Raw genomic sequence first — 22,754 nt, 5'->3', positions numbered from 1 at the left:
GCATGACCGACATGACGAATCGCAGCATTCTCCTGACGCGAAACTTGCGCGCCATCGCGCTGGCCGCCCTCCTTCTGGCGTGGATCGCGCCGCCGGCGCATGCCGGCGACGCCGAGGCGGGCAAGGATGTCTTCAAGACCGAATGCGCCGAATGCCACAGCATCAAGGAAGGCCGCCACAAAAAAGGCCCGAGCCTGTTCGGCGTGGTCGGGCGCAAGGCCGCCGCGCTGCCGGACTACGAGTACTCGGATGCCTTGCGCGCACAGAGCGCGTGGACGTGGACACCGGAACAGCTTCACGCTTATCTCGCGCAACCGGCCAAGCGCGCCAATCCCGGCACGAAAATGAAATACGATGGCCTGAGCGATCAGAAACAGCTCGACGATCTGATCACCTACCTGGGCACACTTCACTGACGACCGGGCGCATGTACCTACGATCTTGTCCGCGCCGCGCCGCCATGGCGGCGCACGCCTGAAGCCGGCCGTGGCGACGCGGCGCATCCATGCACCCGATCCGGGGCCGCCGAAACCGCCCGCCGGGTGGCACCTGCGCCACGCCTGCGGCGGCGCCCTCGCGCTGGGGATCATGTTGCCGCTGCACGCACACGCGGGCGACATCAGCGGCGCGCTCGCGCTCAGCTCGCAACTGATCGACCGCGGCCAGCCCATCACCCCGGCCACGCCCATCGTGCAAGGCAACCTGGCCTGGACGTCCAGCGCGGGATGGGCTTTCGGCGTCGCCGGCAGCGCGCGCATCCATGCGCCGGGCGGCCATTTCGTGGAAGCCACCGCGCAGGCGGCGCGCTACTGGTCGCTGTCCGGCGACTGGTCCATGCAGGCCAGTGCGCTCTACTACAAATACCCGCGGCGCTGGCGCTTCTTCGACCGCGCCGAGGCCGGCCTGCACTGGACCTGGCGCGACGTGCTCACCTTCGGCGTCTCGGCCACGTCCACCGTCCACGACGACAGCGGCCACCTGCGCGAGGCGGCCGATGCCACCTTTCACTGGCCGCTGACCCGGCACCTCTCGCTATCGGCCGGCGCCGGCGTGGCCCGCGCCTTCGTCGCCCCCTACAAACCCTACCGCTATGGCCAGGCCGGTCTGGCCTGGACCCAGGGCCCGTGGCGCGTGGAAGTGCTGCGCGTCGCCACCGACCAGGAGTACAAATACCGGCAGGCCTACCCGACGCTGCAACATTGGGTGGCTACCTTGCAGTGGTCTTTCTAAGGGCCCCTCTGCGCCCCGTTCTCGACGAACGCAACCTTTTCGCCCGGAACCGGCACCCAGGGGGACAGTCTCCACCGCCTCCGACCGGTGATACGCCCATGAACGACGCCGATATCGAAGCCGATAGTGCCGACCGCCAGCTGCTCCAGCGCATGGCGGCTGGCGATCGCGCGGCCCTTGCCACGCTGTATCGCGGCTACCACGGCCGCTTGTGCCGGTTTCTCTCGCGTCTGACCCGACGACCTGACGTCATCGAAGAAGTCATCAACGACTGCTTCTGGATCGCCTGGCAGAAAGCCGGGACGTTCCAGGGCGATTCGCGCGTCTCCACCTGGATCATGGGCATCGCCTACCGCTGCGGCCTCAAGGCTCTGCGCCAGCACGGCGACGAACCGATCGAGGACGACAGCCTGTATGGCGAGCGCGCGCCGAGCCATGACCCGGGCGAGGAACACGAAATGCGCGACTGGCTGGGCAAGGCGCTGGACTGCCTCAGCGTGGACCAGCGCGCCGTCCTGGAGCTGGTCTATGGTGTGGGACATTCGCTCAACGATGTGGCGGTGATCATGCAGTGCCCGGTGGGTACGGTGAAGGCCCGCCTGTTCCATGCGCGGGTAAAGCTGCGCAATGTTCTGCCGGAACTGGCCGGCGATTCGTCCATGCAACTCGGGAGGGCACCATGAGTTTTACCGTCAGCACCCGCAGGGAATGCGCCCGCGCCTGGGACGCGATGCCCTGGGTGTTGCAGCACACCGCCTCGGCCGAGCAGACCGAATGGCTGGCCAGCCATCTGGCGGAGTGCGCTTCCTGCCGTGCGGAATACGAACGCCAAAGCTTTCTGCAGCAAGCCATGCAACTTCCTCCCGACATCACCCTGGACGCCAACGCCGGATTGAAGCGTCTGCTCGATCGGCTCGATGCCCATGACACCGAAGCGGCGACGCCGGCGCCCGTGCGTGCGCGCGCCGGCGGCTGGCTCACCCGCGCGCTCGTGGCGGCCGTGCTGCTGCAGGCCGTCGGCATCGGCATCCTGGGCATGAAACTGCGGAACGGGGAAAACCCCGCCTACCGCACCTTCAGCCAGACCTCCGCCGCCGTCGCGCCGGCCGGCGCGATCCACGTCGTACCGGACGCCGGCATGTCGCTGGCCGACTGGAATACCGCGATGCGCGCGCTGCACCTGCAGGTGATCGGCGGCCCCAACGACGTAGGCGCCTATACCGTCGCGCCCGTCGCCAAGGGCGTGGTCACCGCGGACATCCTGCGGCAGCTGCGCGCCACGCGCGGCATCCGCATGGCGGAACCCGTCGCCGACACGCCATGAGAGCCTGTGCACGGGCGGCCATCGTGTTGGCGGCGCTCGCGCTGAGCGCCTGCGCCACCACGCGTGCGCCGTTGGCCGCATCGCGTGAGGCGGCCGCCACGGCGAGTCCGGCGGCGATGGACAGTGCGCGCGACATCGTGCTGGCCGTGGCCAACCCGATCGATCCGCCGGCCACCCACGCCGGCTCCACCCTGCTCGGCTACACCCCGCCGGCCAACTACGGCGCCGGCCAGCGCGCGGCCTCCCTGCTGGCGACGCTCAAGCAGCAATACGGCCTGCGCGAAGTCACCGGCTGGCCGATCAAGGCGCTGGGCCTGTATTGCCTGGTGCTGGAGCCGCCGCCGGGCATGGAGCGCGATGCGCTGATCAAAGCCTTGAACGAGGACGGGCGCGTCCAGCTGGCGCAGCCGTTGCAGGATTACGCCGTCTACTCCGACGACCCGCCCGCCGCCGATACGCGCAGCGGCGTGCATCACTACAACGACCCCTACGCCGATCTCCAGCGCGGCTTCGTGGAAACCGATGCGGCGCGCGCCCATGCGACCAGCCAGGGCCGCGGCGTGCGCGTGGCGGTGGTCGACACCGGCGCGGATCTCAATCATCCGGACCTGCAAGGGCGCATCGCCGATCAGCACAACACGGTGGACACCGACGCCGACCGCTTCAATCGCGACGCGCACGGCACCGAAGTGGCCGGCATCATCGCCGCGACCGGCGACAACCACGTGGGCATCGTCGGCATTGCGCCGAAGGCCACGCTCAGTCTCTACAAGGCGTGCTGGTATGGCGACGACAGCCGGGCCGGCGCGCGCTGCAATTCATTCACGCTGGCCAAGGCCCTGGCGGCGGTGCTGGATACCGACGCGCGCATCGTCAATCTCAGTCTCGGCGGCCCGGCCGATCCACTGCTGGGCAAGCTTCTGGATGTACTGCTCAAACAAGGACGCCTGGTGGTCGCCGCGCTGCCGCCAGACGGGCGCGTCGGCGGTTTTCCCGATAACGCGCCGGGCGTGATCGTGGTGCGCGCCGGCAGTGGATCGAATGCGCCGCCCGACGTGGTGAGCGCGCCGGGCAAGGACATCCTCACCACCCAGCCCGGCGGCGGCTACGACTTCAGCTCGGGATCCTCGATGGCCGCCGCGCACGTCAGCGGCATTCTTGCTTTGCTGCTGGCGGTGGCGCCGGAACTGGACGCCGCATCGGCGAAGCAGCTGCTGCTGGCGAGCGGCAGCGTGACCGGTGGCGCCAGGCAAGTGAACGCGGCGATCGCCGTGGATGCGCTGGGGCAGCGGATCGCGCAACGCGCCAGGGCGCACTGAATCGCGCGCCCGGCTTGACCTTCAGGCCCGCCGCTGCGTGGGCAGGAATACCATCGACGGCTCGTGCGCGTGGGCGATTTCCACCGTGACGTGCACCAGCTCCTCGTGCACCGACAGATAGCCGCGGACCGCCGCGGCCGTCAGCGGCTGCTGGCTGACCAGGCCGAGAATGCAGGCATAGCGTCCCTTGCCGACGCGCCATACGTGCAGGTCGCTGATCGCCGCCTGCGGCATCCGCTGGGCCACCACCTCGCGGATCTCCTGCACCACCGGCGCATCCATGTCCGCATCCAGCAGGATGCGGCCCGATTGCTTGAGCAGGCTGGCCGCCCACCGCGCGACCAGGCCCGCGCCGACGATGCCCATCACCGGGTCCAGCCAGTTGGCACCGAAATACTTGCCGCCCAGCAGGGCCAGGATCGCCAGCACTGAGGTGGCCGCGTCGGCGATCACGTGCAGATACGCGGAGCGCAAGTTGATGTCGTGATGGTGGGCGTGTCCGGCGTGGCCATGAGCCTCATCATGATGATGGCCGTGATCGTGACCATGGTCGTGATGATGGCCGTCCTTGAGCAGCCATGCGCACAGCAGATTGACCAGCAGACCCACCGCCGCGATGGCCACCGCTTCGTCGTAATGGATCGGCGCCGGCTCGAACAGGCGTTCCACCGACTGCACCAGCATCAGCAACGCCACCACCCCCAGCAGCAAGGCGCTGCTGTAGCCGCCCAGCACTTCGATCTTCCAGGTGCCGAACGCGAAGCGGGCATCCGTGGCCAGTCGCCTCGCCAGCACGTAGGCACCGACGGAAAGACCCAGCGCCAGCGCGTGCGAACTCATGTGCCAGCCGTCGGCCAGCAGCGCCATCGAGTTGAGCGCGTAACCGCCGGCGATCTCCACCACCATCATCACCGCGGTGATGACCACGGCGCGCAGCGTGTTCTTCTCCGCCAGCGGATTCCCTTCGTTGAACCGGTGGACGTGCATGAAGGGCGACGGATCGGGCGCGCTCACGGGCGATTCCTCAAATGACGTATACCCCCCTATACTATCCAGATCATCGGGAGGCCGCCATGTCGCACACCATCGGCAACAAGAAAGCGCTCATCACGCGGGTCCGCCGCATCGGCGGCCAGGTCGCCTCGCTGGAACGGGCGCTGGAAGCGGACACCGATTGCGGCGTGGTGCTGCAGCAGGTCGCATCCATCCGCGGCGCCGTGCAGGGCTTGATGAGCCAGCTGCTGGAAGAACACCTGCGCGAGCACGTCACGGACAACCATCCCAAGGCAGTACGCGAACTCGAGCCGGTGCTGGCGATCCTGCGCAGTTACCTGCGCTGACGCCCGCTCACAGGCGATACTGCAAGCCCAGCGACCACAACCGTCCCGGCTCCAGCTGCAAGCCGTTCACCCGCTGCCACAGCGGCCATTGCACGAACGCGAACGCATCCAGCCGCGGCGTGAGCTTCACGCCGAGCCCGGGGCTGATATAAGCGAGCACCGCGCCGCTGTTGGGGCGGTCTGCCTGCGCACCGCTTTCGCGCCGTTCGCCGTGCAGGTTCAGCTGGATCTGCGGCGTGAAGCGACCGGCGTCGAGATAACGCAGGCCCAGGTTGAGATTGAGCGAATTGCCGGGCCGGAAATGGTCGCGCGCATCCAGCGCCACCTGCGCCATCGCCTGGCCGAAGTAACCGACCGACTCGCTGAGGTAGCCGAACTTGTAGATGCCCAGCAGCGCATCCGTCGTGCCGGTGCCCAGCTGCAGGCCGCGATCCAGCAAGGCACCCGCCTGCGGGCCCGAGGCGAAGTTCTGCTTGAAACGCCCGGTCGGCAGCTTCAGGCCGAACTGCATGCCGATGCCGGCGTCTTCGCTCCAGCCTTGATAACGCAGCACCACGCGCAAGTCGCCGATACCGCGTGCATCGGACGTCGACACAGCCGTATCTCCCTCACCGATCGTCTGATGATGGCGGTCCATGTATGGCAACTGCAGCGATAACCCCCAGTAGCGGGAGAAGTTGTAGTCGGCGCCCAGCAGCGTGTTGCGGTTGATGGTCTTGCGCTGCACTTCCTGGTCGGCCGGATAGTCGAACGAGGCACGGCTGACGCGGTCGGTGCCGCTGCGCAGCTGGGACTGGTTGAAGTAATCCTCGCGCAGGCTCAGATGCCAGCCCAGGCTGGTGGCGTAGCCCTGGCTGGACCAGTCGGAATTGAGCGAACACCCGCAGGTGGAACAGGCGGCGGCGAAACCGGGCGCGGCGAGCGCGGCGGCAGCCAGCACGGGGGAAAGAAAGCGTCGGATGGATGACATGGTTCGAGGCCTCGCAGGCGCCATTGCATGATAGGCCGCGGCGCATTTGCGCGCCGCGGAAAAGTCACAGACCGAGATCGAATTTGAGCCAGCCCGTACGGCCTGGCTCATTCACGCGCACGGTATTCACGTAGCCGGCGAGCCCGGCGTTGGCTGCGTTGACGTGCTCGGCATAGGTCTTGCCGAACAGGTTGTCGATACCCGCGCTGAGCGTGAGCCCGTGGCCCAAGCGATAACCCGCATTGAGCGAGAACACGCCGAAACCGCCGCTGGGGCCGAGATCCTGTCCGACCAGATTGCCCTCGCCCGCCGCCACGCGCCGCTGCGCGGCGGCGAGTCGCCACAACGCACCGGCCGACCACGCGCCGGTGTCGTAAGTCAGGCCAAGACGCGCCTCCAGCGGCGGCAGCTGCGGCAACGGATGCTGTTCCGTGCGATTGACGCCCCACGCGTAGGCCACGGTCGCATCGAGCTTCCACCGCGCCGCCAGCGCGTACACCATGCCCGCCTCGCCGCCGGCGATACGCGCCCGAACATTCAGCGCGCGTCCTCCGGCCATGCCCTGGCCGTAGCGGAACAGAATGAAGTCATCCACCACGCCCGCGTAGCCGGAGACCCACGCCTGCAACCGCGCCGTGCGGTATTGCAGGCCCAGGTCCAGCTGCGTGGTCTTCTCCGGACGCAGGCTGGAAAAAGAGGCCAGCGTCTTGTCGGCGTGCTGGCCGAACAGCTCCCAGTAATCGGGAAAGCGGCGCACGTGGCCGACGCCGGCATAGAACGTCGCCGGCAGTTCGGCGAAATCATGCTCGTAGCGCACGAAGCCGGAGGGCAGCGTGGCGCCGCGGCGCGCATCGGCGGTGATGCCTGCGCGCGCGTCCATGCCCATACCCATGCCGCCATCGGCCAGCGCCAGCCCATAGCCATGCGCCGTGGCACGATCCACGCGCAGGCCGCCGATCAACCGTTCGCCTCGCGCCATCGTCCAGCGCGCTTCACCGAACGCGCCGAGGTTGCGCAGGCGTGCATCGCGTTCGCGGGGCTGCTCGCGATAGTCGCCCATCGGGCTGCCCGGCGGCCCGCCGTTGCGTGCGGTGTGCGTGCTGATCGAGCCATCGATGCCGGCATCGAGCTGCCATGCCTCCGGCCAGATCCAGCGGCCGGCCATGCGACCGCCGACCGTGCGGCGGTCCACGTCGCTGGCCATCGCCATCGGCATCATGCTGTGCGGATCGGGTTGGCGCAGCGTGTAGTTGTCCATCACGTGGTCGGCGTAGTTGTAGTAGACCTGCGCCTCCAGCGTGTCGAAAGCGCCGCCCAGCCGGCGACGCTCGACCTTCATTGCCGCGCTTTCGCGCAGGAACTGCGCGCCGTCCATCCCGCTGAAGGCGTACGCGGCATGGCCATTGCCCTTGCCGGCGGTCAGTTCCACGCGCGTGTCGTCGTCCGGCGTCCAGCCCAGCGCGGCGTCGGCGTTCCAGCGGTCGTAGGCCGAATGCACGCGGCGGCCGTCGCCATCGCGGTAATCCTGCGCATGCGTGTGGTTGGCGCGCAGCTCCACGTAACCCTCGGGCGTGCCCGCGCGCGCATCGGCCAGCTGATCGTTGCGTCCGGCGGAACCGCCCAGCACGCTGCCCTGGAAGCTGGCCGCGGGCGCGGCATAGCGGGTGAATTCGCGCTCGAACAGCACCGTGCCGGCGGAATTGCCGGGCCCATAGCGCACCGTCTGCGGCCCCTTGATGACCGTCACCTTGTCGAACAACTGCGGCGAGATGTACGCCGTGGGCGGATCCATGCGCGATGGACAGCCGCCGCCGATCTGGCCACCGTCGATCTGAATGTTGAGGCGCGAACCGGCCATGCCGCGCAACAGCGGATCGCCGTTGCTGCCGCCTTTGCGGATGCTGGCGAAGCCAGGGATGCTCTTGAGGAAATCCGCGCCGTCGCTGGCCGGCACGGGCTGGCGCGGCGCCTTGGGATCCGTCTCCACGGTGAGCGGATCGGTCTGCATCGGCGCGGTGACGACCACCGGCGGCAAGGTCTGCGGCAACGGTTCGGCATAGGCGGAAGGCGCCGCCAGCGCGGCGACGGCCGCCGCTACGCGGGCACGGCGGCATGGAAGAACGAACGACGACGGGCGCGCGCGAACGCGCCCGTGCACGGGCATGGCAAACATGTCAGTCCTTGAGATAGGCGAACAACGCGACCCGCGCGAGTCGTCGCGCAGGTTCGATCGGAAGCGATCAGGCGTTGACGCGCACCGGCGGACCGCGGGGTGCGGCGACCAGGCATCCGCGCCGCGTCGCGGCGGGTTCGGCCCGCGACGGCATGACATCGCGCGAAGGCAACGGCCGCGGCGGCGGCAGCCATAGCGCGCTGCCGAGCGCCGGGCTATGGCCGAGCAGTCCGCAGTAGCCGCACTTCTCCATCGACGAGGGCGCATGCGGATCGGGCGTCGACGGCTGCCCGCCGTGCCCGGCATGTTCGTCGCAATGCATGCCCATGTCCGCCATGGCGGATGGCGACGGCAGCAGCCGGGATACCACCGGCGCACCCACGAGCAGCGCCATGGCGGCGAAAGCCAGCCATGCGATGAGCCGCTTGCGTGTGCTCGAAAGAATCACATCGTCCCCTGGCGCCGGATCGAGGCGCCCGCGCCGGCATCATCCCATGGGCGGACAACGGGCGGCGGCGACAAAACGTCGCTCTTCCGCAGCCCGCGCGTGCGGGCCATTCGCCGGCGCGAGGCGCGGGCTACCATGCGCCGTCCCGCCTACCCACAGGTTCCGATGACGCCGCCACGCCACCCTCGCCTGCAGACCCCGACCTTGGGCAGTTCGCTGGTCGAAGCGACGGCCACCTTGCTCGCCGCGATCGCCACCATGCTGTGCGCCGGCCTGTTCGCGCCAGGCCCCGGCCCTGCGGTGATGGCCGTGGTGCTATGCGTATCGCTGTCGAACAGTCAGCTCGACCGCGACCTGCGCGGCCGGCTGGAAGCGGTGGCGGTGTTGCCGCTGGTGGGACTGGGCGCGCTGGGCATCGGCCTGCTGCTGCGCCATCTGCCCTGGCTGGGCGCGACGACCTTCGTGGCGGGCATGTCGGTGTCCATCTGGCTGCGTCGTTTCGGGCCGGCCGCACAGCGCGCCGGCAGCCTGATCGCGCTGCCGCTGGTGGCGCTGCTCACCGTGCCGCATGCCGGGTCCGTCGCGCATGGTGCACTGCCGGCCTTTCTCGTGCCCATCGTGGTCGCGCTGCTGGCCCTGGGCTGGGTGACGCTGGCGCATCTGCTCACGCGCCGCGTGCAACGCCGAGCCCCGTTCGACCCCGCCGGACCGGCGCCCGACGAACCTGCACCCGGCCAGACGCAGCCCGGCGCGCAGCGATTGCCGCCGAGCACGCGCATGGCGCTGCAGATGGCCGTGGCGCTGGCGCTCGCCTTCGTGGTCGGCGTCAGCGTCTTTCCCGATCGCTGGGCCTGGGTGGTACTCACGGCATTCATCGTCAACAGCGGCAACCGCGGACGCCTGGACGTGCTCTACAAGAGCGGCATGCGCATCGTCGGCGCGGCGGCCGGCACCGTGATCGCCCTGCTGCTCCATGCGCATGCGCTTGCCAGCCCGTCCGTCGCCGGCGCGCTGACCCTCGCCGCGTTGTTTTTCGGCCTGTGGCTGCGCCCGTTCGGCTATGCGTGGTGGGCGCTGTTCGTCACCGTGGCGCTGGCGCTGCTGCAAGGCTTTGCCGACGCCTCCCCGGCCGCCCTGCTCGGCCAGCGACTGGAAGAAATCGTCATTGGCGCGGCCATCGGCGTCGGCGCGGCGTGGTGGGTCCTGCCGGTGCGTTCCACCGACGTGCTGCGCCGACGCCTCGCCGACGCGCTGGCCGCGCTCGCCGAAGCCATCGACCCCGCGACGCCGATGCGCAGCCCTGCCCGTTTCGAAGCCGCGCTGACACAGGTGCAACAAGTGCTTCCGCCGTTCCGCGCGATCCGCCTGCTCACCCGACGCGCCCATGCGATGCAAGCGGACTGGGCGGATACGCTGCTGGCCTGCCACGCGCCGGCGGTCGCGCTGATCGAACGCGGCGCCACGCCGGGCCGGGTGCGCCAGGCCGTGGGCGCGGCGCGCAAGGCGCTGCGCGAACCGGCTGCCTTGCAGATGGCATTGAGCGAGGTGCGGACAGCGCTGGCGGAGCACTGACGCCGCGCGCCAGGCGAGCGCCGCCACACCGCGTGCGCGGCGCATCGACATGGGCTGAACAGCGCGGGCGTTATGCAGGCGACTCGGTACCGCCGATCGCTCTTCCACGCCCGAGGCCGCTCCCCATGTCTTCCAACCTCAGCCGCGAACACCTGCCCGACACCGACGCGCAAACCATCGAACGCATCTACCGCGAGTGGGACCGCACCTGGTCCGAAGACGACCTCGACGCGATGATCGCCCTCTACGCACCGGATGCCACGCTGGAAAGTCCGCTGGTCCCTCATCTGCTCGGCGGCAATGTCGGCGCAATCAAAGGCCGCGATGCGATCCGCCAGCTGCTCGGCAAAGCCGCACCGCGCAAACCCGGCAGCCGCCATTTTTTTCGCCGTGGCTATTTCACCGACGGCGCCTTCCTGATGTGGGAATACCCGCGCGAAACGCCGGATGGCGAGCAGATGGATTTCGTCGAGATCATGGAAATCCGCGGTGGCCTGATCCAGGCCCACCGCGTGTACTGGGGCTGGCGCGGCGTGGAGGTGATCAAGGCCGATGCGTATTACAAGGACACATAGCCGCGGGCATCGGCACGCCCGCGCCGCGCATCATGGCTGTCGCGCGCGCCAAGCCAGCACTTCGCCCGGAAAGACCGACCGCGCATCGATCCCCACCGCTTCGCAGGCGTCCATCGCATAGGCCAATGCGCGCATTGCCTGCCCCGTGGCCAGCTCCGCCGGTACGTTGAACGCTTCATACTCGATCGCCTCCAGCAGTTTCAGCGACCAGTCGTAAAAAGCGTCCGACTGCGCCTCGAACATGCCGCGCACCCACGTGCGCAAGGCATGGATCGGATAGCCGCCGCGGGCGGCGAACTCGTGCAGGCGCGCCGAGACCAGCGGCTCGACGCCACGCAGCCATTCGCTGTAGCCGGCCGCCCGGTCGGCGATGACCAGCGGCGCCGGCGAGCGCTCTTCGGCATGGCGCAGCAGAATGTCGCGCTCGATCGCACGCGCCTGTGCCACTTTCTCCACTTCCAGCAGCAGACCGCGCTCCAGGTCGAAGTAATCGAAGAAGCGACGATGCAGCGTGCGGAAACGCTCCAGCGGTTCCCGCGAGAAACCGATCTTCAGCAGATCCTGGTCGCGGCACGGCAGCATGTACACGTAGCTGCGGCCTTTGCCGAGCGTGCGGGGCGGGAGGAAATCGTCCATGGCGGCGATCATGCACCGATCCGCGCCGCGGGCGCGTGCCGGCGCCAGGCTTGCCGCCTTCCTCACGCCCGCCTGTCGCCGGTTTCACGCGGCCGCTGGAAGCATCGCGCGCATGTCTCCCCGAGCCGCGCGACTGGCCACGCCACAGGCGGATGCCGCCGCCGAAGGCCTGGTCTATGTGCACGACGACCAGCCCGGCCTGCGACGCCGCCGCCATGGCAAGGGCTTCGTCTATATCGATGCGCGCGGCCGCCGCATCACGCGCGCCGCCGAGCTCGAGCGCATCCGGCGGCTGGTGATTCCACCGGCTTACGTCGACGTATGGATCTGCCCGAATCCGCGCGGCCATCTGCAAGCTACCGGACGCGATGCGCGCGGCCGCAAGCAATACCGCTACCACCCGAGCTGGCGGCGAGTGCGCGATGCCGGCAAGTTCGTGCACATCCGCGCGTTCGGCAAGGCACTGCCGCGCCTGCGCCGCAAAGTGCGGCGCGACCTCGCCCTGCCCGGCTGGCCCCGCGAGAAAGTGCTGGCGCTGGTCGTGCGCCTGCTCGACCAGACGCTCATCCGCGTAGGCAATGAAGCTTATGCCAACGACAACGGCCACTACGGCCTCACTACCTTGCGTTCACGCCATGTGCGGCCGGAAGCCGGCCGCCTGCGCCTGAGCTTCCGGGCCAAGAGCGGCAAGCGAATGGAGCTGACGCTGAGCGACCGAAGGCTGGTGCGCCTGCTGCGGCGCGCGCAGCAACTGCCCGGGCAACGCCTGTTCCAGTACCGCGACGACGACGGCAGGTACCGCGCGGTCGATTCGGGCATGGTCAACGACTACGTGCGCGAAGCCAGCGGTGGCGATTTCACCGCGAAGGACTTCCGCACCTGGGCCGGCACGGTACGCGCCATTGCCCTGCTCGCCGACACGCCAGCCGCCGGGAGCCGGCACGCACGCACTGCCGCCGCGCGGCAGGTGGTGTGCGAGGTGGCGCGGATGCTCGGCAACACGCCGGCCGTATGCCGCGCGTCGTACATCCACCCACACGCCTTCGAAGCCTGGGAAGCCGGCCGCCTGCAGCACATCGCGGGGATGCCGCCGCGGAAGCTCGAGCAGGCCGTGCTGCGCTGCCTCGCGCGAAACCCAAATTAGACGGAAGTCCGCAACGCGCGGATCGCCTCCACGAACGCTTCGCCGGCTTCCAGCGGAAGGTATTCGCCGGCACCGGCGATGCGGCGCGACCCAAGGTGGCGTACGCCCTTGGCTGCCAGGCCGCGCGTGTAGGACTGCATCGCGGTGGCATCGGCACCCGCGTCGCCGCACAGGGAGCAGCAGCGCGGGGCGAGTCGGATCGCCGCTGTAGCTGACGGCGATATGCAGGCCGGCGACCTCGACGCTAGCGGTGCGCATGGGCATTCGCCTCCGCGGTGAGGCGCCAGGGAAACGGCCGCTAGATAGCACCCGGCGCGTGATGGCCGGGCGAGACGCCGGTCAAGGGGATGTGGTCTCGCGCATGACCCCACGCGGCCCTCTCCCCGCCGGGAAACGGGCCGCGGCGAGCGGCGCTACGGAGCGCCGCCGCCATGCATCACTGCGCGCGCCGCTTCGCCACTTCATCCGCGGTGAGCACCGCCGGCTTGCCGCCGAAATGGATCAGCACGAAGTTGCCCAGCGCCGCGACTTCCGCATCCGTGTAGGCATGACCGAACGGTGGCATCGCGGCCTGCCCGTGCAGCGACGACCCTTGCAGGATGATCTGAGTGAGGTTGTGCGCTTCCGGATCGTTCGCGCTGCGCGCGCCGAGCAAGGCGGCGACATCGCCCTGGCGGCCCTGGCCGTTCCACAGGTGACAGCCGGCGCAGGCTCCCTGGAACAGATGCTGGCCGAGGCCGCCCTGCGCCAGCTCGTCCGCGCCCGGGGCCAGGGCATTCGAAGCCAATGCCAGCGGCGGGTGCTCGTTCACTTCACTGCCGGAGGCGCCCTGCTGCGGCGGCACATCGCGCAGATAAGCGACCAGCGCACCGATGTCCTCCGGCGTCAGGTAGCGCAGGCTGTATTCCACCGCTTCGCCCATCGGGCCCGATGCGGTGCCACGCCCGCTGGCGTGCCCCTTGGACAGGTAATCGGTGAGCTGCTGATCGGTCCACCCGCCGATGCCGTACGTCTTGTCGGAGGTGATGTTGTAGGCCTTCCAGCCCTGCAGCACCTGGCCGCCCAGGGCCTGGCCGCCTTTCATCGCATACAAGGCGTTGCGCGGCGTATGGCACTCGCCGCAATGGCCCAGCGCCGTCGCCAGATATGCGCCGCGATTCCACGCGGGGCTCTTGCCCTCCACCGGCGCGAAACGCTCTTTCTTCAGGAACAGCGCGTTCCAAAGGCTCAGCGCCCAGCGCTGATTGAACGGAAACGACAGTTCGTTCGCCTTGGCCGCCGCATGCGCGGGCGGCAGGCTGAACAGATACGTCTTGATGGCGAGTACGTCATCGCGGCTCAACGCGGTGTACGAGGTGTACGGAAAAGCCGGATACAGCGGCTGGCCGTCCCGGCGCACGCCGGCGTGCAGCGCGCGCACGAAGTCGTCGTCGCTGTAGTTGCCGATGCCGGTGTCCTTGTCCGCCGTGATGTTGGTGGAATAGATGGTGCCGAACGGCGTCTTGAAGGCGAGACCACCCGTGAACGGCTGCCCACCCGGCACGGTGTGGCAGGCCACGCAGTCGGCGGCGCGTGTGAGGTACTCGCCGCGCGCCACCGGGTCGGTGATGCTGGCCGGCGCGCCCGCGACCGCGGGCGGCGGCGCATTGGTTTCCTTGCCGTCGCGGACGGTGAACCAGGCGTAGGCCGCAAACACCACTGCGCCGGCCACGATGACACCTACCAGGGTGAGAATCGCGCGCCCGAGTTTCATACCGCCTCCTTGCCGCTGGCAGCAGCGGCGTCGAACGCATCGGTGATCACGGCCTTCAAGGCTTCGGCGCCCTGCACCAGCGCCGAGCGCTCGAAGGGATAACTGCGCAGGCGCACGCCGGTAGCCGCAAAGATCGCATTGGCCAGGGTCGGCAGCGCCATCACGGTGCCGGTTTCGCCGATGCCGCCGGGCGCTTCCTTGCTATCGACGATGTGCACCTCGATCGAGGGCGTCTCGTTGATGCGCATCATGCGGTAGTCGTTGAAGTTGCTCTGCTCCACCGCACCGTTCTTGAGCGTGATGCCGTTGTACAGCGCGGCCGTCCAGCCGAACACCAGGCCGCCCTGGATCTGCGCCTCGACCGTGTTGGGATTGACCACGGTGCCGCAATCGACCGCCGCGACGGCGCGCAGCAGCTTGATCTCGCCTTGCGGCGACACCTCCGCATCGGCGATCACGCACAGATAGCTGCCGAACGGCGCCGCCACCGCCACGCCGCGGCCGACCCGCGCCGGCAGCTTGCCTTCGCCCCAGCCGGCCTTCCTGGCCGCCAGCTCCAGCACGGCGAGCGCGCGCGGGTTCTTCTGCAGCAGCGCGCGGCGATAGGCCAGCGGGTCCTTGCCGGCCGCATGCGCCAGCTCATCGATGAAACCTTCGACCACGAACACGTTATGGGTCGGGCCGACGCCGCGCCACCACCCCAGATGCACGCCCTCGGGCATATCGTGGCGCACCCAGTCCACACGCATGTTCGGCAGGTCGTAGGGCAATTCGGCGGCGCATTCCACGGCATCCGAATCCAGGCCGTTCTTGCCCATCGCCGGCGGCGCGAAGGTGGCGAGCACCGAGCCGCTGGTGATGCGATGCGTCCATGCCGCGGGCTTGCCGTCGCCATCGAGCGTGGCAGCGATACGGTCGTAATAGGCAGGACGATAGCGGTCGTGCGTCATGTCCTCTTCGCGCGTCCACACCACCTTGAGCGGATAGTTGACCTGGCGCGCGAACGCCACCGCCTGCTCCGGCGGGTCCTCGAACAGCCTTCGCCCGAAGCCGCCGCCCATGTACTGGTTATGCACCACGATGGTCTCGGGCTTCAGGCCCGTGATCCTGGCAGCGACATCGACCACGCGCGCCGGCACCTGGGTGCCGGTCCAGATCTCGCAGCCGTCCTGGCGCACGTGCACGATCGCGTTCTGCGGCTCCATCGTCGCGTGCGCGAGCAGTGGCAGCTGATACACCGCCTCCACCGCCTTGCCTTTCATGCCATCGACGTGCCCTGCCTCGCGCCCCAGGATGGGCGTGCCGTTCTTCGACGCCTCGGCCAGGTCCTTGAACAACTGATCGGTGGAGTAATGCGCGTTGGAGCCGTGATCCCACACGATGTCCAGCGCGTCCATCGCCTGCTTCGCCGCCCAGAAGTGCTCGCCCACCGTGGCCACCGCGTCGGCGATCTTCAGCACCGTGACGTAGCCCGGCACCTGCCGCGCGCGCGTGTCGTCGACCGAGACCAGCTTGCCGCCGAGGGTCGGGCAAGCCTTGACCGTAGCGATTTTCATGTCGGGCACGCGGATGTCGATGCCGAAAGGCAGCGAACCGTCTACCTTGCCGGCGGTGTCCACGCGCCGCAGCGGCTTGCCGATCAGGGCGAAGGCCGACGCCTCTTTTTCCTGCACCTTCTCCGGCACCGGCAGTTGCGCGGCCGCCGCGGCCACGTCGCCGTAGCCGAGCGTGCGGCCGCTCGCATCATGCCGGATCACGCCGCGCGCCACCTTGCACTGCGACGGCTCGACCTTCCAGCGCGCAGCCGCGGCATTGACCAGCAAGGCGCGCGCGGCGGCGCCGGCCTGGCGCAGCGTGGTCCAGCAGAAACGAATGGTGGTGGAGCCGCCGGTGGCCTGGTCGCCGAGCAGCGGATTGGCGTAGAGCTTGCGATTCGGCGGTGCGTGCTCGACGGTGATCTGGTCCAGGCCCAGGTCCATCTCCTCGGCCAGCAGCGTGGCCTGGCCGGTGTACGAGCCCTGCCCCATCTCGATGCTCGGCATCACCAGATGCACCGAGCCATCGTTGCCGACGCGGATGAACGCGTTCGGCGCGAAGGCCGGATCGCCCGCCTCGATGCGCCCGGCCTGCACGCCACGCCCCAGCACCTTGGCGCCACCGCCCAGCCACAGGAAGGCGACCACCAGGCCACCCATCTTCAGGGCTTCGCGGCGCGAGGGATTCTGCGGGCGCGCTTCGTCCAGCGGCATGTCGGTACGCGTGTTCATGCCACGTCCTCCTGCGGCAGCCGCCGCAGCACTGCGGCGGTCGCGCCAGTCTTGGCCGGCGCCTCGTTGGGAATGGTCTGCGGGACGACCTTGTCGCCCGTCGCCGCCTGCTTGATCGCCTGGCGGATGCGCACATAAGTGCCGCAGCGGCAGATGTTGCCGGACATCGCCGCATCGATCTGCGCGTCCGACGGCATCGGCGTGCCCGCCAGCAGCGCGGTGGCCGACATGATCTGGCCCGGCTGGCAGTAGCCGCATTGCACCACTTCGATGTCGAGCCAGGCCTGCTGCACTTTCTTGCCGACATCGCTCGCGCCCACGCCTTCGATGGTGGTGACAGCCTTGCCGACCGCGGCGCTCGCCGGCAGCACGCACGAACGCACCGCGACGCCGTCCAGGTGCACCGTGCACGCGCCGCATTGGGCGATGCCGCAGCCGTACTTGGTGCCGGTGAGCCCGATCACGTCGCGCAGCACCCACAGCAGCGGCATATCGTCCGGCACGTCGACCTGCCTGGATTCTCCATTGATGTTCAGGACCAGCATGACTGCCTCCGCGATGGGATGTGAGCGTTCGTGCCGCTGGCGCTAGCCGGTACTGCCGGTGCGCCAGCGGTGGTAATCGTCGGGCGTATCGATGTCGATGCGCGCCTCGGGCATGGGTACGGCAACCACGTCGCCGGCATGGCGGGCGAGCACGCCGCGCGCGCCCTCCGCGCCGCGCAGCGCCAGCAGTTCGTCGAAGAACCGCGCCGGGAACACGCACGGTGCACCGCGAACGCCGTCGCCATAAGACGCTGCGACGATGCGGCGCGGCACATCGAACCAAGCGCGCAGCAATGACTGGAGTTGCGTCGCGCCGACCGCCGGCTGGTCGCACAGACAGATGGCGATCGCGTCCAGCGCGGCATCGCGATCGAGCGCGCGGCGCACGCCGAACGCCAGCGACGCCCCCATGCCGGCCGCCCACTCGGCGTGGAACGCCGGATCCACCGCCAGGCCTGCCAGCGCGGCTTCGACCGGCGCCCGATGCGCGCCCGTCACCACCGTGACGCGCGGCGATACCCGCAGGGCCGCTTCCGCGATCCGGCGTACCTGCGGCTGCCCGTCGACGGCAAGCAGCTGCTTGGCCGCGCCGTAGCGCGCAGCCTCGCCCGCGGCGAGCACGACGATGGCGGTGGCGCGCGCAGCGGTCATGCGTGGATCGGCCCCTGCGTCCAGCTCAGGCGATCGCCCGATTTGGTGTTGAGCGCGGCAAGAATCTCCGCCGCGATGGACAAGGCGATTTCCTGCGGCGTTTCCGAACCGATATCCAGCCCGGCCGGCGCATGCAGCGGCGCCGCGGTCTCGCCCACCGCCTCGCGGATGCGCCGCGCGCGCTCGCGCGAGCCGATCACGCCCAGGTAAGCCACTGACAGCGGCGCCAGGGCCTGTGCATAGGCAAGGTCGCGCTCCACGTTGTGCGTCATCACCACCACGGCGGTGCGGCGGTCGAACGGCAAGGCGGCCGGCAGCACGGCGGGCGTCGCCACGATCGATGCGGCCGCATCGTCGAGGCTCGGCGGCAGTGCCGCGTCGGCGTGATCGACCAGCGTGACCTGCCAGCCCAGCCCGTGGCCGAGGCGCGCCAGCGCGAAGGCGCCATCGTTATGCCCGACCACGACCAGCGCGGGCTTGGGCCGCCACGTCGTCAACAGGACCTCGAAGGCGGCGCCGTCGGCTTCCACGCGTTCGACCACGGCCTGGCCGCGCGACGGAGCCGCGACAGCCATCGCCAGCACGCGCTCGGCAAGGCCCGGCGCGGGGATATCCGTCCAGTGTCCGGCGGCATGCTGGATCGAGCGCCACGGCCGCGGTGTCGACACCGCGCCGCCGCGCGCGAACACCGTCGCAACCACGCCTTCGCCGCGCGCATCGTGCAGGCGCGCCAGCTCGTCCAGAAAATGGAAATCCGGCGGGCAAAGCAAGGGCTCGATCAGCACGTCGAGTTCGCCGCCGCAGCCCATCTCCAGCATCACGTCGAAATTGGATTGGCGGTTGTACGGCACCAGCGCCGGCGTGCGCTGCTCGATCGCGCGCTGCGCGCGCAGCACGATGTCGCGTTGCGGGCAGCCGCCTGAGAGCGCGCATGTCACCTCGCCGTTGGCATGCACGAGCATGCTGGCGCCAGCACGGCGAAAGGTCGAACCCTGCGTACGCACGATCGTCGCCAGCGCCGCCGGCTCGGGCGTCGCGCGCGTGCGTAGCTGCCGTACTGCCGCGAAGAGTTGGTGAAACTCTTGCGAAGCGTTCATGAGGGTGGCTCGCCGTGGGCTGCAGCGGGCATGCTAGTCCCCCTGCGTTGCCTGGGCAATAAAGATGTCTAGGCTGGCAACGCTTTCCGCCGCCGGTCCATTGTCGTCAGATCGTGGTCATGTCACGCAAGCATGCCTCGACCGCGGCAAGTACCTCGGCCCCGTGCTCGCGATGCGGCACGTGCCCCCAGCCCTCGCCGATGCGCAAGGTCACCGGCGCCGCCGACAGCGAGGCGATACGCCTGGGATGGCGCAGCGAACCGTATTCGTCCTGATCGCCATGGATCGCCAGCACCGGACAGGCCACGCGCCGCAGTTCGTCGTCGAGGTTCCAGTCGGCGAAGGACGGCGCCGTCCATGTGTCGATCCAGGCGGACAACACCCACGGCGCCTTGTCGCCGTGATACTTGCGCAGGCGATCCACCTGCTCCGGCTGTGCGAATGTTGCCCTGGCGGCACGGATGCCTTCCAGCGTGCGTTCTTCCACGAACGCCTGCGCCGACTCCGTGACCAGCGCACGACACGCACCCGGATAGGCCGCCGCGCACGCGATCGCCATGCCGCCGCCAACGCTGTGTCCGAACGCGACGAAACGCTCCAGTGCCAGCATTTCGCGCAAGGCGCGGAAACCGTGCTGCGCTTCATCCCCCACGAAATACTCGTCGAGCTGGCCCGGATGCGGATCGGACTGGCCGAAGCCGAGCCGGTCGTAGGCGATCACCTCGCGGCCGGTGGCCTCGGCGAGGCGCTCCGGGAAATCGCGCCACAGCGCCACGCAGCCGAGCGAATCGTGGAACAGCACGATGGGCGCCGCATCCGTCGGTGCGGCCGCCGGTCGCCAGCGCCTGGCGTAGAGACGGCCCAGTTCGGTGGGGATCCAGATGTCCTGGATAGCAGGCGAAGACATGGCGTATTCGATCGGGCGGGTGCGGCAGGAGAACAGATGGCGGCCCAGCGATCAATATGGAAGGCAAACCCCCGACCTACGCAAGCGTGAGGATGGCGGCCAAGCCGCCGCCGTCGCGATTGGCCAGCCGCAACGACCCGCCGATCGACGCCATCAGCTGCGCGGCGATCGCCAAGCCCAGGCCCGAGCCGCCGGTTCCACGGTTGCGCGACGATTCCAGCCGATAGAACGGCTCCAGCACGCGCTCCAGTTCTTCCTGCAGAATGCCGGGGCCACGGTCGGCCACGGTGATCGTCAGGCCGGAGGCTTCCGTTCGCTGCGCGGACACCTCGGCGGAACCGCCGTACTTGACCGCGTTGTCGATCAGGTTGACCAGCACGCGGCGCAAGGCCTGCGGGCGAATCACCGCGGCGCCGTCGAAACGCGCCTCCATCGACACCGGCTTGCCGACATCCTGATAGTCGAACACCAGGCTTTCGAGGAACGCCCCCAGGTCCACGCGCACCGGCGCCTCGGCATCGCCATGGGCGCTGCGCGCATAGGCCACGCCTTCGCGCACCAGGTGCTCCAGCTCGCGCAGATCGTCCAGGATGCGCTGCTGCTCGGGCGAATCGTCCAGCACCTCGACGCGCAGGCGCATGCGGGTGATCGGTGTCTGCAGGTCGTGGGAGATCGCCGCCAGGATGTGCAGGCGCTCTTTGAGGTGCCGCGCGATGCGCTCCTGCATCGTATTGAACGCGCGCGCCGCGTGCGCCACTTCGGTGGGGCCGTCCTGCGCCATGCGCGGGCCGCCGGCGGCGGGCGTCATCGCGTCGGCGGCCGCCGCGAGCGCCGACAGCGGCCGCGTCGCCAGGCGCACGGCGAACCAGGTACAGAGCAGCAGCAGGATCACCTGCGACACGAACACGAACGGCAGCCAGGTCGCCAGCGGCTTCATCTGCGGCGTGAGCTCCAGCGTCAGCGGCGAGCCGTCGTGCAGGGTGAAGTGCACCTGGTAGCGCTCCGGCGCCATCGAGATGGTGTTGCCGTAGACGCGATAGTCCGGCCCGACTTCCTTGGCGATCAGGCCGACCACGGTGCGCGAACGCGCGGTGGCGAGCTGGTCGCCCGGCTGGCCCGCATCCAGGCGATAGAAATAGTTGTCGCGCTCCAGCCGGTGCAGCCACGCCGCACGCTCGGCCGCGGGCAGCCGGTCGAGCACGGCGACCGAGGTGCCCACGTCGTGTTCCAGCGTGTTGAACATCACCGCCGTCGCGGTCTGCTGGCGCTCCATGTAGAGCAGCGCGAACGACAGTCCCTGCGCGAGCAACAGCCCCGCGAACAGGATCAGCGACAGCCGCGAGGCCATGCTGCGCGGCAGCCAGCGGCGGACGGCGGCATTCATGCGCCGCCGCCGTTGAGGACCACCGGCATGGCGAACACATAACCCTCGCTGCGCACGGTCTTGATGTAGGCCGGCTCGCGCGCGTCATCGAGCAGGCGCTGGCGCAGGCGGCTCACCAGCAGGTCGATGGAGCGGTCGAACAGCTCCGCGTCGCGGCCCTGGGTGAGGTTGAGCAGCTGGTCGCGCGACAGCACGCGCTGCGGATGGTCGAGAAACACGCGCAGCAGCCGGTATTCCGCGCCGCTCAACGACACCACCGTGCCATCCTGGTCCAGCAGGTGGCGCGCGGTGGTATCCAGGCGCCAGCGGCCGAAGCCGATGTCGTCGCTGCTCTCGGTGACGCGCAGGTTGGGCGGCAGCATGCGCGTGCGGCGGATCACCGCCTTGATGCGCGCCAGCAGCTCGCGCGGCGAGAACGGCTTGGTCACGTAGTCGTCCGCGCCCATCTCCAGGCCGACGATGCGGTCGGTCTCGTCGTCGCGCGCGGTCAGCAGCACCACCGGCAGATGGCGATGCTTGCCCGCGCGCAGATTGCGGCACAGCACCAGGCCGTCGTCGCCCGGCATCATGATGTCCAGCACCACCAGATCGAAGGCCGAGCCGTCGAGCTGGGCGAACATCTCGCGCCCGTCGGCCGCTCCGGTGGCGCGCAGGCCGTTCTTGCGCAGGTAATCCACGATCCCCGTGCGGATGCCGTGGTCGTCGTCCACGACGAGGATGTGGTCGGTATGGTCCATGCTCATCTCCGTTGGCAAAACGCCGTCACGCCTTGCCCAACAACTGGCGGACCTTCGCTTCCGTGCGATCGTAGCCGCCCTCGCCGACGTAGCGGTAGACCACGTGCCCGTCGCGGTCGATGAGGTACAGCGCCGGCCAGAAACGGTTGTTCCAGGCGTTCCAGATCCGGTAGTCGTTGTCGATCGCCACCGGCCAGGCGATGCCCAGGCGCACGGCGGCGGCGCGCACGCTGGCCGGGTCGCGCTCTTCGTCGTATTCGGGCGTGTGCACGCCGATCACCACCAGGCCATCGTCCTTGTAGCGCTCGTACAGCGCCTTGGTGTGCGGCAGCACGTGCAGGCAGTTGATGCATTCGCGCGTCCAGAACTCCACCAGCACCACCTTGCCGCGCAGCGCCTGCGTGGACAGCGGCGGGCTGTTGAGCCATTGCGTGGCGCCGGTCAGGTCCGGCGCCGGCGAGGCGGCCGGTTCGGCGGGAAGACCGGCCGCGGCCAGGTTCCAGCTGCCCGGCCAGGCGGCCAGCAGGGCCGCGCCGAAAGCGGCCGCGGCGACAGCGATGCGCAAGGTTTTCATCGTTGCGGCTCCCATGGGGGAAAAGGTGCATACAGGAGACCAGGCCCGCTTGTATCGCGCATGTCCACGCTGCCGGCTTTTTGTATCGCTTTGTACACAGGCCGCCGC

At 69.1% G+C, this 22,754-nt stretch carries 24 protein-coding genes; 9 read left to right on the top strand and 15 right to left on the bottom strand.

What is annotated here, in order from left to right; all coding sequences use genetic code 11:
• Positions 1-11 precede the first annotated feature (11 nt).
• The 5 genes from ACNR9O_RS07670 (at position 12) to ACNR9O_RS07650 (ending at position 3,873) form a co-directional block, all read left to right on the top strand.
• Positions 12-416 carry a c-type cytochrome gene (locus ACNR9O_RS07670; RefSeq protein WP_473681838.1) on the top strand — a complete coding sequence of 135 codons (405 nt, stop codon included), beginning with the start codon at positions 12-14 and terminating at the stop codon, positions 414-416.
• Positions 417-441: 25 nt separating this feature from the next.
• Positions 442-1,230 (top strand): TorF family putative porin, encoded by a 789-nt coding sequence (locus ACNR9O_RS07665; protein ID WP_473681839.1) that lies wholly within the window; start codon positions 442-444, stop codon positions 1,228-1,230.
• Between the two features lie 98 nt (positions 1,231-1,328).
• Positions 1,329-1,913: an RNA polymerase sigma factor gene (locus ACNR9O_RS07660; RefSeq protein WP_473681840.1), complete on the top strand. Its 585-nt coding sequence runs from the start codon at positions 1,329-1,331 to the stop codon at positions 1,911-1,913.
• Positions 1,910-2,554: a zf-HC2 domain-containing protein gene (locus ACNR9O_RS07655; protein ID WP_473681841.1), complete on the top strand. Its 645-nt coding sequence runs from the start codon at positions 1,910-1,912 to the stop codon at positions 2,552-2,554. The genes ACNR9O_RS07660 and ACNR9O_RS07655 overlap by 4 nt, the downstream gene beginning before the upstream one ends.
• The gene (locus tag ACNR9O_RS07650) at positions 2,551-3,873 is read left to right on the top strand and encodes a S8 family serine peptidase (RefSeq protein ID WP_473681842.1); all 1,323 of its coding nucleotides are present in this window, start codon (positions 2,551-2,553) and stop codon (positions 3,871-3,873) included. The genes ACNR9O_RS07655 and ACNR9O_RS07650 overlap by 4 nt, the downstream gene beginning before the upstream one ends.
• A gap of 21 nt (positions 3,874-3,894) precedes the next feature.
• Here the strand turns inward: ACNR9O_RS07650 and dmeF are convergent, their stop codons facing one another.
• The gene (dmeF, locus tag ACNR9O_RS07645) at positions 3,895-4,860 is read right to left on the bottom strand and encodes a CDF family Co(II)/Ni(II) efflux transporter DmeF (protein WP_473700761.1); all 966 of its coding nucleotides are present in this window, start codon (positions 4,858-4,860) and stop codon (positions 3,895-3,897) included.
• 86 nt (positions 4,861-4,946) lie between these two features.
• On the opposite strand from dmeF, the gene ACNR9O_RS07640 reads away from it, so the two are divergent.
• Positions 4,947-5,213, top strand: a complete 267-nt coding sequence (locus tag ACNR9O_RS07640) for a metal/formaldehyde-sensitive transcriptional repressor (RefSeq protein WP_473681844.1) — start codon at positions 4,947-4,949, stop codon at positions 5,211-5,213.
• A gap of 7 nt (positions 5,214-5,220) precedes the next feature.
• Here ACNR9O_RS07640 and ACNR9O_RS07635 read toward each other — a convergent pair whose 3' ends face one another.
• From ACNR9O_RS07635 to ACNR9O_RS07625, 3 genes are all read right to left on the bottom strand, one after another.
• Positions 5,221-6,183, bottom strand: coding sequence for a transporter (locus tag ACNR9O_RS07635; protein ID WP_473681845.1), 963 nt, complete (start codon positions 6,181-6,183; stop codon positions 5,221-5,223).
• Positions 6,184-6,247: 64 nt separating this feature from the next.
• Complete coding sequence (locus tag ACNR9O_RS07630) at positions 6,248-8,347, bottom strand: TonB-dependent copper receptor (protein ID WP_473700760.1); 2,100 nt, start codon at positions 8,345-8,347, stop codon at positions 6,248-6,250.
• A gap of 76 nt (positions 8,348-8,423) precedes the next feature.
• Positions 8,424-8,804, bottom strand: coding sequence for a DUF2946 domain-containing protein (locus ACNR9O_RS07625; protein WP_473681847.1), 381 nt, complete (start codon positions 8,802-8,804; stop codon positions 8,424-8,426).
• A gap of 135 nt (positions 8,805-8,939) precedes the next feature.
• Here ACNR9O_RS07625 and ACNR9O_RS07620 point away from each other — a divergent pair, with 135 nt between their 5' ends.
• Positions 8,940-10,376 carry an FUSC family protein gene (locus tag ACNR9O_RS07620; RefSeq protein WP_473681848.1) on the top strand — a complete coding sequence of 479 codons (1,437 nt, stop codon included), beginning with the start codon at positions 8,940-8,942 and terminating at the stop codon, positions 10,374-10,376.
• Positions 10,377-10,501: 125 nt separating this feature from the next.
• Positions 10,502-10,951 (top strand): nuclear transport factor 2 family protein, encoded by a 450-nt coding sequence (locus ACNR9O_RS07615; RefSeq protein WP_473681849.1) that lies wholly within the window; start codon positions 10,502-10,504, stop codon positions 10,949-10,951.
• 30 nt (positions 10,952-10,981) lie between these two features.
• Here ACNR9O_RS07615 and ACNR9O_RS07610 read toward each other — a convergent pair whose 3' ends face one another.
• On the bottom strand, positions 10,982-11,599 hold the full coding sequence (locus ACNR9O_RS07610) for a hypothetical protein (RefSeq protein WP_473681850.1): 618 nt from the start codon (positions 11,597-11,599) through the stop codon (positions 10,982-10,984).
• Positions 11,600-11,699: 100 nt separating this feature from the next.
• Between ACNR9O_RS07610 and ACNR9O_RS07605 the strand changes: the two genes are divergently transcribed.
• Positions 11,700-12,731, top strand: coding sequence for a DNA topoisomerase IB (locus tag ACNR9O_RS07605; RefSeq protein ID WP_473681851.1), 1,032 nt, complete (start codon positions 11,700-11,702; stop codon positions 12,729-12,731).
• Here ACNR9O_RS07605 and ACNR9O_RS07600 read toward each other — a convergent pair.
• The 10 genes from ACNR9O_RS07600 to ACNR9O_RS07555 all read right to left on the bottom strand — a co-directional run bounded on the left by ACNR9O_RS07600 (position 12,728) and on the right by ACNR9O_RS07555 (position 22,646).
• A complete protein-coding gene (locus ACNR9O_RS07600) occupies positions 12,728-12,871 on the bottom strand; it encodes a hypothetical protein (RefSeq protein ID WP_473681852.1) in 144 nt (47 codons plus the stop codon). The genes ACNR9O_RS07605 and ACNR9O_RS07600 overlap by 4 nt on opposite strands.
• Before the next feature lie 296 nt (positions 12,872-13,167).
• Positions 13,168-14,484 carry a c-type cytochrome gene (locus ACNR9O_RS07595; RefSeq protein WP_473681853.1) on the bottom strand — a complete coding sequence of 439 codons (1,317 nt, stop codon included), beginning with the start codon at positions 14,482-14,484 and terminating at the stop codon, positions 13,168-13,170.
• A complete protein-coding gene (locus ACNR9O_RS07590) occupies positions 14,481-16,751 on the bottom strand; it encodes a xanthine dehydrogenase family protein molybdopterin-binding subunit (protein ID WP_473681854.1) in 2,271 nt (756 codons plus the stop codon). The genes ACNR9O_RS07595 and ACNR9O_RS07590 overlap by 4 nt, the downstream gene beginning before the upstream one ends.
• Positions 16,748-17,296: a (2Fe-2S)-binding protein gene (locus tag ACNR9O_RS07585; RefSeq protein WP_473681855.1), complete on the bottom strand. Its 549-nt coding sequence runs from the start codon at positions 17,294-17,296 to the stop codon at positions 16,748-16,750. Before ACNR9O_RS07585 ends, ACNR9O_RS07590 begins: the two co-directional genes overlap by 4 nt.
• A gap of 42 nt (positions 17,297-17,338) precedes the next feature.
• Positions 17,339-17,947 carry a nucleotidyltransferase family protein gene (locus ACNR9O_RS07580; RefSeq protein WP_473681856.1) on the bottom strand — a complete coding sequence of 203 codons (609 nt, stop codon included), beginning with the start codon at positions 17,945-17,947 and terminating at the stop codon, positions 17,339-17,341.
• Entirely contained in the window at positions 17,944-19,044 is a 1,101-nt protein-coding gene (locus ACNR9O_RS07575; RefSeq protein ID WP_473681857.1) for an XdhC family protein, read from the bottom strand. The genes ACNR9O_RS07580 and ACNR9O_RS07575 overlap by 4 nt, the downstream gene beginning before the upstream one ends.
• A gap of 106 nt (positions 19,045-19,150) precedes the next feature.
• Positions 19,151-19,951 (bottom strand): alpha/beta fold hydrolase, encoded by an 801-nt coding sequence (locus ACNR9O_RS07570; protein WP_473681858.1) that lies wholly within the window; start codon positions 19,949-19,951, stop codon positions 19,151-19,153.
• 76 nt (positions 19,952-20,027) lie between these two features.
• Positions 20,028-21,335, bottom strand: a complete 1,308-nt coding sequence (locus ACNR9O_RS07565) for a sensor histidine kinase (RefSeq protein WP_473681859.1) — start codon at positions 21,333-21,335, stop codon at positions 20,028-20,030.
• Positions 21,332-22,072, bottom strand: a complete 741-nt coding sequence (locus ACNR9O_RS07560) for a response regulator (protein ID WP_473681860.1) — start codon at positions 22,070-22,072, stop codon at positions 21,332-21,334. Before ACNR9O_RS07560 ends, ACNR9O_RS07565 begins: the two co-directional genes overlap by 4 nt.
• A 25-nt stretch (positions 22,073-22,097) precedes the next feature.
• Positions 22,098-22,646: a redoxin family protein gene (locus ACNR9O_RS07555; RefSeq protein ID WP_473681861.1), complete on the bottom strand. Its 549-nt coding sequence runs from the start codon at positions 22,644-22,646 to the stop codon at positions 22,098-22,100.
• Positions 22,647-22,754 lie beyond the last annotated feature (108 nt).

The sequence above is a fragment of the Dyella sp. CR10 genome, from assembly GCF_055814425.1.
The sequence above is the reverse complement of the archived record's forward strand: the minus strand, read 5'-3'. Positions and strand labels throughout refer to the sequence as shown.